Consider the following 12,641-nt stretch of genomic DNA (forward strand, 5'->3'; position numbering starts at 1 on the left):
TCTCCGGACGTCGCTGCAAATGCAGTGATCGGGTGTGGTAACCCGGCTAGGCAAAGTGCAACAGTGCTCCCATCACGATTTCATGCGTTTTTACGCCTGTAATCCTTCGTTATGGCGGCTGTGCGTGGGAGACCTTCGGGTCTGCCGGTTCCTTTGCTCTCCGGTTTACCACCCTGCGTACAGCTGCCACCCATTCGTGTGGTAACGAATGCGGCAGCTCCTCGTTTTAAGGAGCGAAACAATGAGCAAAACAAATCCGTCCACACCCTCAGACCTAAAAACCATCGGTTTCACCCCACTCATCTACTGCTCGGATCAGGCGTTGTTCAACGTCCGCGCTGGTGTCCCCATCGTCGAAGCGTTGTCACAAGCCTCCGATTTGCTGTTCCTCGCCAAATCTTTTGCCGAGGACGCAGCCTACGCAAAAGACACCGACCGCCACGCATGGGCCGCGCACTATCTGACAGCGATGGGTAAGGCGGTTATTGATGATGTGGTGAAGGTGTTGACACCTCGGCCTCCCCGGACCGAAACGGAATCCGAAGAACAGTAACGAGCCATCTCTGATGGGGCTCCCCAATATTTGAGCGGGTCATCACGATTGGGATGGCTGCTAGAGGCTTCTAGCAAATCTGTATATCTGCCTTCCTTTCACGGTTCCCCGCTTATCCGGCGCCGCGCTAATGCGCGGCTTTTCCGTTTCTAGCGCTCAAGTTTCCAAAGCGATTTTTCCGTCAGAAACATCTGAATTACCCAAAACGAATTCACCTCGACTTGCCAGCAAACTAAAGTCGAGGGTCAAAATAAAAGGTGGATTTTATGTACCACTACGTAGAAAGCGGCCTACCAAACGTATGGCTTAGCAATGGCTTCGTGGTGAAACAGACCGCATATGGCGAGTCTGTCGCCATCACGGATGTGAAGGGACTGCATGACGTTATCGGCAAGGCCATCGCTGAGAAGCCTTCAGTGCTGACGGGGGCTGAGTTTAGATTTTTAAGAAAAGAGCTTGGGCTGTCTCAGGAAAGCCTCGCCGAGATCGTCGGTTTGACGAGTCAAGCCGTAGCGATTTGGGAAAAAACCGACAAAATCCCAATCGTAAATGACCGGTATTTGCGTGGTCTTTATCTTGAAGCCAAAACTGGCGAAGCGGATCTGATGGCTGCTATCAATACAATCAACAAACTGGACCATGACCTTTATAAACTGAATCTGGAGTTCGAAGGCGAATGGCACAATCAGGCGAAAGTATGCGCATGAGCCTGACTACGTTGCTGACAGCCCCGGCAGAAATGCCGGGGTTAATAAGTTCTGACACCTGACGCAGGGATTGCCTGCACTAACCGCAGCCCATCAAGCACTTCCCTCGTCAACACCCCCTCATACGTATCCGCCGCCCTGCCCCATTGCTCCACAATGTCCATGCCGTCTACCAGCATCCGCGCCAATTTGGTAATCGTATCGGCCAGTTTTTCCACGATGGTTTGAGTCCGAAACCACAGGCGATCCGTTATCTCTTTCAGCTCAGCCGCTGTACGGTCAGATGAAGCCGCATCCGTATCGGGGTAAGTGATGTTGCGCAGCAAGTGTCCTAGCTCTCTTATTTTTGCGTAATCCTGTTCCGCCCCCTGCTCCCCTTTCAGGATCGTGGCCGCCTTGAGCTTATCGACGCGTTTGCCGGAAGACTGTTCCGAGGCCAATGACTGCCCCATCGCGCCAGCGAAGAGCACCATCATCCGGGCTTCGAGATAGTCCTTGATGGCGTCTATCGACGACATTGACCGCGCCAGGGTAATGGACGCGCCTGCTTGATGCCTCAAGTCCATGGTGACTGTCAGGGTTACGCCACCCGTTTCGAACCCCAAGGCGCGGGCGACGACGTAGTGCCCCATTTCGTGATGGGCAATCTGCACCGCATGATCCCGTACAGCGGAAGGCATTTTCTGCGTCATGTTCATCACCTCGCATCCCTCGATATCGCATTCGACTATGACTGTCTGTTCGTGTCCATCCCGGCATCCTTGCCCCACCCGGGTGGACTCCACAATAGAAAAAGCCGCGCAATGGCGCGGCTTTTTCGTACCTGCGATTCAGACCTTACTTGGGCAACGCGTAGGCAATCACGTAGTCGCCGCGATCCGGCGACTGACGAGCGCCACCAACTGTCAGCAGGATGTACTGCTTGCCGGTTTTAGGCGAAACGTAGGTCATCGGCCCCGACTGGCTACCGACGGGCAAACGCGACTTCCAGATCTCATTACCGTTGCCGGTATCGAAAGCACGCAGGTAGAAATCCTGAGTACCGGCGAAGAACAACAGGCCCGACTGGGTGGCCAGCGAAGCGCCAAGGGTCGGCATGCCGATCGGGATCGGCAGGTGCATGCGGATGCCCAACGGACCGGTGTCTTGTACGGTGCCGACCGGAACTTGCCACATCAGTTTGTGGGTCTTGAGATCGATGGCGGACATCGTGCCGAACGGCGGTTTCTGGCACGGAATGCCGGCCGCCGACAGGAAGCGTTCGCGCATGGCACCGAACGGCGTGCCTTCCTGCGGCACTACGCCCATTTCGATACCACTGGCCCCGGCGGCAATTTTGTTGCGCGGGATCATGTAGTTGGCCAGGCCCAGGCGCATGTCGTTGACGAACATGTAGTTCGTGTTCGGGTCCACCGAAACGCTGCCCCAGTTCATGCCTCCCAGCGAGCCCGGGAATTGCAACGCTCGATCAAGGCCCGGCGGGGTGTAGACGCCTTCGTGGCGCATGCCTTTGAACTGGATGCGGCACATCAACTGATCAAACGGCGTGGCCCCCCACATGTCCGACTCGGTCAGGGTTTTGTTGCCGATTGACGGCATGTCCACCGAGAACGGCTGGGTCGGCGAATAGCGTTCGCCGGGCACATTACCCTGTGGCACCGGACGCTCCTCGACGCGGGCGATTGGCACGCCGGTTTCGCGGTTGAGCAGGAAGATCTCGCCCTGTTTGGTGACTTGCGCCAAGGCCGGCTGCATGCCGCCTTTTTCGTCCGGCACGTCGTACAGCAGTGGCTGCGCCGGCAGATCGAAGTCCCACAAATCGTGGTGAGTGGTCTGGAAGTGCCAACGCACCTGACCGGTCTTCACGTCGATGGCAACGATGGACGAGTTCCACTTGTCATCGAATGCCGTGCGCTGGCCGCCGAAAAAGTCCGGTGTGGCGTTGCCGGTTGGCAGGTACACGAGACCAAGTTTGGCGTCGTAGGACATTGCTGACCAGACATTCGGCGTGCCACGGGTGTAGGTCTCACCGGCCGGCGGACGTTTGGTTGTGTTCGGGTTACCCGGATCCCAGGCCCACACCAGTTCACCACTGCGTACGTCGTATGCGCGGACAACGCCTGGCGGTTCGCCGGTGGAATAGTTATCGGCAACACGACCGCCGACAATCACCACATCACCCGCTACCAATGGGGTCGAGGTCTGCTGATAGTAACCGGGCTTCACTTCGCCCATGTCGGTGGTCAGATCGACCGTGCCTTTGTTGCCGAACTCTTCGCAGGGCTTGCCGGTGTCGGCATTGATCGCGATCAGACGCGCATCGCCGGTCGGCAGAAACAGGCGTTTCGTACAGGCAGTAGGCTGGGTGTCCGACGATGCAGGGGTTTCGGAATAGCCCAGGCCCCGGCAGCGTTGCCAGTTAGGCGCGGTGCCTTGCGGGTCGAATTTCCAGCGCTGAGTGCCGGTGTCGGCGTCCAGGGCGAAGACTTTGCCATAGGCAGTGCAGGTGTAGACCGTGTCGCCGATTTGCAGCGGCGTGTTCTGGTCTTCGGCACCGGCCCCGGTGCTTTGCGGGATGTCGCCGGTGCGGAAGGTCCACGCCACCTGCAACTTGTCGATATTGCCTTTGTTGATCTGATCCAGCGCGGCAAAACGGTTACCGGCCGTGGTGTTGCCCCAGTGGGCCCAGTCCTTCTGCTCGGAGCCGGGTGTGACCGGCGTTACAGCCGGTTCCGTGCTGGCTTTGACGACGTGAGTCGGCACGAACATGTACGCCATCGTGGCAACAACGCCGACGCCGAGGATACCGGCCAAACCATAAGCACCACGGCCCGCCGTCGCGCCCGAAGCACGTACCAGCGTCGGATAGACCAGCGCCACGACCAGGCCGATCACGGCAAAGGTCAGCACGCGCGAGACCAGCGGCCAGTATTCAAAACCGCCGTCCCAGACCGCCCAGATCGCTGTCAGGATCAACGCCACGCCATACAGCCACGCGCCTTGCGGCTTGCAACGGGCGATCATCAGGCCCGAAACCAGCATCGCCAGGCCCATCAGCAAGAAGTACGCGCTCCCGCCGAGCGACATCAGATAACCACCGCCGCCGGCCAGGCCGAGTCCGATCAACGCGATCAGGACACCCAGCCCCAACAGCAACCATTTGCCGCCGCCGGCAGCCCCAGAATTATTCATGTCGGAAATTATCCCCATTTGTGACAAGCGCGAAATGATGTACTACCTAGTTACTTATGGCAATTTGTCGCAGATAAAAATGTCCCGAACGGTACTGAGGCCAGATCAAACCTGCGTTGTGCGAGCCGTGCTGTAACATGCCAAATCAATGTTTTGTGTTGCTGGAGACGACCCTTGCCTGACACCCGCCCGCCTGTTCTTGACGAAATCGACCGCCAATTGATCGCGGCCTTGCAGATCAACGCTCGCGAAAGCGTGGCCATGCTCGCTCGCCAATTGGGCATCGCCCGCACCACGGTGACCTCGCGCCTGGCGCGACTGGAGAAAACCAAAGTTATCACCGGTTATGGCGTGCGGTTGGGTCAGCGGGTGGTCGATGGCGGCTTGCAAGCGTATGTCGGGATCACGGTGCAACCGCGCTCAGGCAAGGAAGTGCTGCGCCGGCTCAGCGCCATGGCACAGGTGCAGCAGCTGTGTGCGGTGAGTGGCGAATTTGATTATGTGGCGTGGTTGCGCACCGATTCGCCGGAGCAGCTGGATCAGTTGCTCGATCAGATCGGCAGCGTGGACGGGGTGGAGAAGACGACGACTTCGATCATCCTGAGCAGCAAGATTGATCGGGGGCAGCCGGTTTGATTTGCAGCGTCTTTGAGGGCCTCATCGCGAGCAGGCTCGCTCCCACATTAGTCGGTATGTAGTATCTGATCGTCATATTGATCAAGTATTCGGCAAAACGACGACACATTGCGTCTTATTAACGTGTTCTACGCTCTCTAGAATGGCTGCCATCTTTTCCTATACTCAGATGCGCATTCCGCGTCGGGTCGCCAGCAAGGTCAGCCATGAACAAGAACAATCGCCATCCTGCAGACGGTAAAAAACCAGTCACTATTTTCGGCCCGGACTTTCCGTTCGGCTTTGACGACTGGATCGAACACCCGGCTGGCCTGGGCACTATTCCTGCGCACAACCACGGCGCCGAAGTGGCGATTGTCGGCGCCGGTATCGCCGGCCTGGTAGCGGCTTACGAGTTGATGAAGCTGGGTCTCAAACCCGTCGTCTACGAAGCCTCGAAAATGGGCGGCCGCCTGCGCTCGCAGGCATTCAATGGCGCAGAAGGCATCATCGCCGAACTGGGCGGCATGCGTTTCCCGGTATCGTCCACCGCGTTTTATCACTATGTCGACAAGCTCGGCCTGCAAACCAAGCCCTTCCCGAACCCGCTGACGCCCGCGTCGGGCAGCACGGTGATCGACATCGAAGGCAAAACCCATTACGCGCAGAAACTGGCGGATCTTCCTGCACTGTTCCAGGAAGTGGCTGACGCTTGGGCGGACGCGCTGGAAGCCGGCTCGCAGTTCTCCGATATCCAGCAAGCCATCCGCGACCGCGATGTGCCGCGCCTCAAAGAGCTGTGGAACACCCTGGTTCCGCTGTGGGACGACCGCACTTTCTACGACTTCGTCGCCACCTCCAAAGCCTTTGCCAAGCTGTCGTTCCATCACCGCGAAGTGTTCGGCCAGGTCGGTTTCGGCACCGGCGGCTGGGACTCCGATTTCCCGAACTCGATGCTGGAAATCTTCCGTGTGGTGATGACCAACTGCGACGATCACCAGCACTTGGTGGTCGGCGGCGTGGAACAAGTGCCGCTGGGCATCTGGCGCCATGTGCCGGAGCGTTGCGTGCACTGGCCTGAAGGCACCAGCCTCAGTTCGTTGCACCGGGGCGCGCCACGCTCCGGGGTGAAGAAAATTGCCCACGCGCCTGGCGGCCGTTTTGCCGTCACCGACACCTATGGCGACACCCGCGAATACGCAGCGGTGCTGACCACCTGCCAGAGCTGGCTGCTGACCACGCAGATCGAATGCGATGAAACGCTGTTTTCGCAAAAAATGTGGATGGCCCTGGACCGCACCCGCTACATGCAATCGTCGAAAACCTTCGTGATGGTCGACCGCCCGTTCTGGAAGGACAAGGACCCTGAAACCGGCCGCGACCTGATGAGCATGACCCTGACCGATCGCCTGACCCGCGGCACGTACCTGTTCGACAACGGCGACGACAAGCCGGGCGTTATTTGCCTGTCGTACTCGTGGATGAGCGACGCGCTGAAAATGCTCCCGCATCCGGTTGAGAAACGCGTGAAACTGGCGCTGGACGCGTTGAAGAAGATCTACCCGAAAGTCGACATCGCCGCGCGCATCATCGGCGATCCGATCACCGTGTCGTGGGAAGCCGACCCGCATTTCCTCGGGGCTTTCAAAGGCGCCCTGCCCGGTCACTACCGCTACAACCAGCGCATGTACGCGCACTTCATGCAGGACGACATGCCGGCCGAGCAGCGCGGGATTTTCATTGCCGGTGACGACGTTTCGTGGACGCCGGCGTGGGTCGAAGGCGCGGTGCAGACCTCGCTCAACGCGGTGTGGGGCATCATGAAACACTTCGGCGGTGAAACTCACGCCGAGAACCCGGGTCCAGGTGATGTGTTCAACGAGATCGGTCCGATCGCCCTGCCCGAGTAAAAGGAATCGAGAAATGCGCGTAGCCCTGTACCAATGTCCACCGTTACCCCTGGATGTCGCCGGTAATCTGCAACGTTTGCATCAACTGGCGCTGGAGGCCAAGGGCGCAGACTTGCTGGTGCTGCCGGAGATGTTCCTGACCGGCTACAACATCGGCCTAGATGCGGTCAACGTGCTGGCCGAAGTGCACAACGGTGAATCGGCGCAGCAGATCGCGCGCATTGCCAAGACGGCGGGCATCGCCATTTTGTATGGCTACCCCGAGCGCACCGAAGACGGGCAGATCTACAACGCCGTGCAGCTGATCGACGCCAACGGCGAGCGCCTGTGCAACTACCGCAAGACTCACCTGTTCGGCGACCTCGATCACTCGATGTTCAGCGCCGGGCAAGACGAGTTTCCGCTGGTTGAACTTAACGGCTGGAAGCTCGGCTTTCTGATCTGCTACGACCTGGAGTTCCCGGAAAATGCTCGCCGCCTGGCCTTGGCCGGCGCCGAGCTGATTCTGGTGCCGACGGCGAACATGATTCCCTTCGACTTCGTGGCCGACGTCACCGTGCGTTCCCGCGCCTTCGAAAACCAGTGTTATGTGGCGTATGCCAACTATTGCGGGCAGGAAGGCGAGATCCACTACTGCGGCCAGAGCAGCATCGCCGCGCCGGATGGCAACCGTATCGCCCAGGCGGGCCTGGATGAAGCGTTGATTGTCGGCGAGTTGGACCGTCAGTTAATGATCGATTCCCGCGCGGCCAACCGCTATTTGATCGATCGTCGTCCCGAACTCTACGGTGCACTGAACAAGCGCTGAGCCCGCGTTATCCGCTAGCATTAGCGCTTCTCTGTTCTGGAAGTGCTCATGCCTGCGCTGAACCCCCCTCGCCCCCACACTGAAACCCTGGCCAACGGCCTGCGGGTGACGCTGCGTCATGCTCCAGATTTGAAGCGCTGCGCTGCTGCGTTGCGGGTTTCTGCGGGCAGTCACGACGTGCCATTGGCATGGCCAGGCCTGGCACACTTTCTCGAGCACCTGTTGTTTCTTGGCACCGAGCGTTTTCCTGCGGAACAAGGGCTGATGGCTTACGTCCAGGGTCATGGCGGGCAGGTGAATGCTCGGACCAGCGAGCGCACCACCGACTTCTTTTTCGAATTGCCACCGCACGCATTTGCCGCTGGCCTTGAGCGTCTGTCAGACATGCTCGCTCACCCGCGTATGAATCTGCACGATCAGCAGCGAGAACGGGAAGTGCTGCATGCAGAGTTTGTTGCCTGGTCGCAGGACGAGAAAGCGCAACAGCAATTGGCGCTGTTCGACGGACTGTCGCCGAGTCACCCGTTGCGTGGTTTTCATGCCGGTAACCGCGACAGCCTTCCCGTGCAGCAACTGCCGTTTCAGCAAGCGCTGAAGGATTTCCATCAGCAGTTTTATCGAACCGGACAGATGACGCTGAGCATGGCCGGCCCGCAAAGTATTGAAGAGTTCAAGCAAATGGCGCAGAGCTTCGGCGCGGCCATTCCTGCGGGAGCAAACATCCCACAAGTGGCCCCTGTGACGCTGATGGAGTCTTCACAGACAAGTTATCAACAGGTCAACGGACCCAGGCTCGATCTGCTGTTTGCTTTCGAATCGCTACTGCCTTCATCGGCCCAAGCGTTGGCGTTCCTGTGCCATTGGTTGAACGCCGCGAAACCCGGTGGGTTGCTGGCTGAATTGCGCTCGCGCGGTTTGGCTGAACATTTGAACGCCACACTGCTGTATCAGTTTGCCGGACAAGCCGTACTGCACATCGAGTTGACACAGGCGGCGCCGGCGAGCGCGATTCGCGAGAAACTCCTGGATTGGCTGGGCTTTTTTGCCTCGCAGCTAGACTGGGCTCGTCTGCGCGAAGAGTACGCCACGGTGCTTGAGCGCCAGCAACAAGTCAGTAGTGCTCTGGAATTGGCCCGGCGCGACAGCGAACAGCTTGAAGACGGGTTAACCGAGCAAGGCGTTGTAGCACTCAAGGACATCCTGAAGAAAATCGGCGCTGTGGATAACTTCATTGGCGACTGGCAACTGCCAGCGCCCAACCCGTTTTTACACGTCGAGGCACCGGCGCAAAATGCCGGGCTGATTCGCGGGCAAACCAGTAAACACCGGGGCCTGAGGACGTTTGCCCAGGACCGCTCGCGTAGTCGCCGGGAAAACTCTCCGATGCAGTTCAGCCAGGCCTTGCCGGACAACACGGCACAAGGTGCGATTTATCTGCGCTGGCGCCTCGAGTCCAAACCACACACCCGCCTTCAATACCATCTGGAAAATGGCCTGCAGTCGTTGCGCGAAGATGCACGTCAGGCTGGCGTTGACGTGTCTTTCAGCGTCTCAGGCAATGAATGGTTGCTGAAGATGACGGGGCTGCAGGCGCCGATGCCGACGGTCCTCGAACATGCGCTGAAAGCACTGACAACGCCTGACAGGGATTTCTCACAGGAAGAGCCGAAAAGCCCTGCACTGATACCGATTAAACACCTGCTCAAGGCACTGCCCGATCTTTGCCTCGAGCCTTCGGCAAGCTCTGGCGACTTGCAGCAACTGTGGTCGAGTGCGCGCTGGGAAGGCCTGGCGGTCGGCTTGTCAGCACACACGCAAGCGGCCTTAGGTTTGACTCTGAGCCGCGTGCCCGGCGTTGCCGACACCCAACCGTCTACGCCACCCTCGATCAACTCGCAGCGTCTGTGGACAACGCTCGACACCGGTTCCAGCGAACATGCATTGCTGCTCTTCTGCCCGGCGGCAACGCAGGACATCTGCGAAGAAGCCGTCTGGCGCTTGTTGGCGCTCGTCTGTCAGACCCCGATCTATCAGCGCCTGCGCGTGGAACTGCAACTGGGTTACGCGGTGTTCAGCGCATTGCGCCAGATCCATGGGCAGACCGGTATTGTGTTTGGTGTGCAATCTCCGGGCACCGCACCATTGAAGTTGCTGGAGCACATGGAACGTTTCCTGCGCGACTTGCCCGCCATGATCAGCGGAATCGAGGAGGCGACGTTCATCGCACAGCGTCAGGCGTTGTCCGATCAATTCAAGGAGGCAGCATTACCTTTGGCCCAAGCCGCCGAACTGCTCTGGCAGGGCAAGCAGGCTGGCCGTTCGTCGGATTACCTGACGCAGCTGCCCTTGTCGATTCTGGCCATCGATCGCGACGCCTTGGTCGCCGCCGCGCATAGACTGAGCAACGCCGAAGGTGGCTGGCGCTGCCTGGCCAGCAGCTCGGAACCGCAAGCGCCGTGGCAAGTGACAAAATGATCATTACCGCTGGCGCAATTAGCTTTTTCCGAGATAGCAGGCCAATCAATCGGTAATTTTGAGTAACATAGCCACCTAACTATCTGAACATCTCCGGCTGGAGGTGGACTATATGTATAGATCTCAACCGTCCCATCACCCTGAGGAGCGCTCCCATGTCCTGGTCCAAACCTGCTTACACCGACCTGCGTATCGGCTTTGAAGTCACCATGTACTTCGCAAGCCGCTAAGATTGTCGTGTGGTTCAGCGCCTCGGTATTGCCGAGGCGTTTTTATTTTCAGTGTTGAAATGATGGAGCGGCCATGTTTGTCCAGATTCTAGGTTCCGCCGCTGGCGGTGGTTTCCCGCAGTGGAACTGCAACTGCGTGAACTGTGCAGGTTTTCGCAACGGCACCCTCAGGGCCAAGGCGCGAACCCAGTCGTCCATCGCGATTTCCGATGACGGCGTGAACTGGATCCTGTGCAACGCATCACCGGACATCCGCGCCCAGCTTCAAAGCTTCACCCCGATGCAACCGGGCCGCGCCCTGCGCGATACCGGCATCGGCGCGATCATTCTGATGGACAGCCAGATCGACCACACCACCGGCCTGCTCAGCCTGCGCGAAGGTTGCCCGCACCAGGTCTGGTGCACCGACATGGTCCACGAAGACCTGAGCACCGGTTTCCCGCTGTTCACCATGCTGACCCACTGGAATGGCGGGCTGGACTGGAACCGCATCGAACTCGATCACAGTTTCACCATCCCGGCCTGCCCGAGTTTGCGCTTTACCCCGCTGCCCTTGCGCAGTGCTGCGCCACCCTATTCGCCGCATCGCTTCGATCCGCACCCGGGCGACAACATCGGCCTGATCGTCGAAGACCTCAACACCGGCGGCAAACTGTTCTACGCCCCGGGCCTGGGCAAAGTCGACGCGCCACTGCTGGAGATCATGGCCGCCAGCGATTGCCTGCTGGTGGACGGCACGATGTGGGATGACGACGAAATGCAACGCCGTGGCGTCGGCACTCGCACCGGTCGGGAAATGGGTCACCTGGCGCAAAACGGCCCTGGAGGCATGCTCGAAGTGCTGGAGCAATTGCCCAAGCAGCGCAAGGTGCTTATCCACATCAACAACACCAACCCGATTCTCGATGAGGATTCGCCGGAGCGCGCGGAGTTGGCTCGGCGCAAGGTTGAAGTGGCGTATGACGGCATGAGTATTGTGTTGTAGGACATCAAGACCGCGGCGCAGTCTATCGCCAGCAGGCTGGCTCCCACAGGGGAATGCGATCAACTGTGGGAGCCAGCCTGCTGGCGATAAGGCCGGTCCTGACACCAAAGAATCCACCGGTCGTACCCGGAGAACCGCAATGACTGACACCCCGATGTCCCCCGCCGAATTCGAAGCGGCCCTGCGCGCCAAGGGCGCGTATTACCACATTTATCACCCGTATCACGTGGCGATGTATGAAGGCCGGGCGACCCGCGAGCAGATCCAGGGCTGGGTCGCCAACCGGTTCTACTATCAGGTGAACATCCCCCTGAAAGACGCTGCCATCCTCGCCAATTGCCCGGATCGCGAGATCCGTCGCGAGTGGATTCAGCGTCTGCTCGATCATGACGGCGCGCCCGGCGAAGACGGCGGCATCGAAGCCTGGCTGCGCCTGGGCCAGGCCGTCGGCCTCGACCCGGATCAGTTGCGCTCCCAGGAACTGGTCCTGCCCGGCGTGCGTTTTGCCGTGGACGCCTACGTCAACTTCGCCCGCCGGGCCTGTTGGCAGGAAGCCGCCAGCAGTTCGCTGACCGAGCTGTTCGCCCCGCAGATTCACCAGTCACGTCTGGACAGCTGGCCGCAGCACTACCCGTGGATCGATCCGGCCGGCTACGAGTATTTCCGTACCCGCCTGGGCCAGGCGCGCCGCGATGTCGAGCACGGTCTGGCAATCACCTTGCAGCACTACACCACACGCGAAGGCCAGGAACGCATGCTGGAAATTCTCCAGTTCAAACTGGACATTCTTTGGAGCATGCTCGATGCCATGAGCATGGCTTACGAACTGAACCGCCCGCCGTATCACAGCGTGACCGGGCAACGGGTCTGGCATAAAGGAATCACCTTATGAGTTTCGATCGCAGCAAGATCCCGACCTGGCGCCAGGGTTACCGCTATCAATACGAACCGGCGCAGAAAGGCCATGTCCTTCTCTACCCGGAAGGCATGATCAAACTCAACGAGAGCGCCGCGCTGATCGGCGGCTTGATCGACGGTGAACGCGATGTTGCGGCGATCATCGCCAAACTCGACGAGCAGTTCCCCGGCGTGCCCGAACTCGGTGAAGACATCGAGCAATTCATGGAGGTCGCCCGTGCTCAGCACTGGATCGAACTTGTCTGATT

12 protein-coding genes are annotated in these 12,641 nt (G+C 59.2%); 10 read left to right on the top strand and 2 right to left on the bottom strand.

Going from position 1 to position 12,641, the window contains the following annotated elements; all coding sequences use genetic code 11:
• The first annotated feature begins 241 nt into the window (after positions 1 to 241).
• Entirely contained in the window at positions 242 to 553 is a 312-nt protein-coding gene (locus HNR03_RS11225) for a DUF3077 domain-containing protein (RefSeq protein ID WP_259153570.1), read from the top strand.
• A 266-nt stretch (positions 554 to 819) separates the two neighbouring features.
• The gene (locus HNR03_RS11230) at positions 820 to 1,260 is read left to right on the top strand and encodes a transcriptional regulator (RefSeq protein ID WP_259153572.1); all 441 of its coding nucleotides are present in this window, start codon (positions 820 to 822) and stop codon (positions 1,258 to 1,260) included.
• Positions 1,261 to 1,301: 41 nt separating this feature from the next.
• Here HNR03_RS11230 and HNR03_RS11235 read toward each other — a convergent pair whose 3' ends face one another.
• Positions 1,302 to 1,952 carry a peptidase M41 gene (locus tag HNR03_RS11235; RefSeq protein ID WP_259154156.1) on the bottom strand — a complete coding sequence of 217 codons (651 nt, stop codon included), beginning with the start codon at positions 1,950 to 1,952 and terminating at the stop codon, positions 1,302 to 1,304.
• A 145-nt stretch (positions 1,953 to 2,097) separates the two neighbouring features.
• A complete protein-coding gene (locus tag HNR03_RS11240; RefSeq protein ID WP_259153573.1) occupies positions 2,098 to 4,452 on the bottom strand; it encodes a glucose/quinate/shikimate family membrane-bound PQQ-dependent dehydrogenase in 2,355 nt (784 codons plus the stop codon).
• A 174-nt stretch (positions 4,453 to 4,626) separates the two neighbouring features.
• Between HNR03_RS11240 and HNR03_RS11245 the strand changes: the two genes are divergently transcribed.
• From HNR03_RS11245 to pqqD, 8 genes are all read left to right on the top strand, one after another.
• Positions 4,627 to 5,088 carry an Lrp/AsnC family transcriptional regulator gene (locus HNR03_RS11245; protein ID WP_090179061.1) on the top strand — a complete coding sequence of 154 codons (462 nt, stop codon included), beginning with the start codon at positions 4,627 to 4,629 and terminating at the stop codon, positions 5,086 to 5,088.
• A 206-nt stretch (positions 5,089 to 5,294) separates the two neighbouring features.
• A complete protein-coding gene (locus tag HNR03_RS11250) occupies positions 5,295 to 6,977 on the top strand; it encodes an NAD(P)/FAD-dependent oxidoreductase (RefSeq protein ID WP_222588716.1) in 1,683 nt (560 codons plus the stop codon).
• A 13-nt stretch (positions 6,978 to 6,990) separates the two neighbouring features.
• A complete protein-coding gene (locus HNR03_RS11255; RefSeq protein ID WP_259153575.1) occupies positions 6,991 to 7,785 on the top strand; it encodes a carbon-nitrogen hydrolase family protein in 795 nt (264 codons plus the stop codon).
• 48 nt (positions 7,786 to 7,833) lie between these two features.
• Positions 7,834 to 10,260, top strand: coding sequence for a pyrroloquinoline quinone biosynthesis protein PqqF (gene pqqF / locus HNR03_RS11260; protein ID WP_259153578.1), 2,427 nt, complete (start codon positions 7,834 to 7,836; stop codon positions 10,258 to 10,260).
• Positions 10,261 to 10,415: 155 nt separating this feature from the next.
• Positions 10,416 to 10,490: a pyrroloquinoline quinone precursor peptide PqqA gene (gene pqqA, locus HNR03_RS11265; protein ID WP_009045898.1), complete on the top strand. Its 75-nt coding sequence runs from the start codon at positions 10,416 to 10,418 to the stop codon at positions 10,488 to 10,490.
• A 73-nt stretch (positions 10,491 to 10,563) separates the two neighbouring features.
• Positions 10,564 to 11,475 (top strand): pyrroloquinoline quinone biosynthesis protein PqqB, encoded by a 912-nt coding sequence (gene pqqB, locus HNR03_RS11270; protein ID WP_222588718.1) that lies wholly within the window; start codon positions 10,564 to 10,566, stop codon positions 11,473 to 11,475.
• A gap of 139 nt (positions 11,476 to 11,614) precedes the next feature.
• Positions 11,615 to 12,367 (top strand): pyrroloquinoline-quinone synthase PqqC, encoded by a 753-nt coding sequence (gene pqqC, locus HNR03_RS11275; RefSeq protein WP_208671161.1) that lies wholly within the window; start codon positions 11,615 to 11,617, stop codon positions 12,365 to 12,367.
• Positions 12,364 to 12,639, top strand: a complete 276-nt coding sequence (gene pqqD, locus HNR03_RS11280; RefSeq protein ID WP_090179045.1) for a pyrroloquinoline quinone biosynthesis peptide chaperone PqqD — start codon at positions 12,364 to 12,366, stop codon at positions 12,637 to 12,639. The genes pqqC and pqqD overlap by 4 nt, the downstream gene beginning before the upstream one ends.
• The last annotated feature ends 2 nt before the right edge of the window (positions 12,640 to 12,641 follow it).

The sequence above is a fragment of the Pseudomonas sp. JAI111 genome (assembly GCF_024809425.1).
GTDB lineage: Bacteria > Pseudomonadota > Gammaproteobacteria > Pseudomonadales > Pseudomonadaceae > Aquipseudomonas.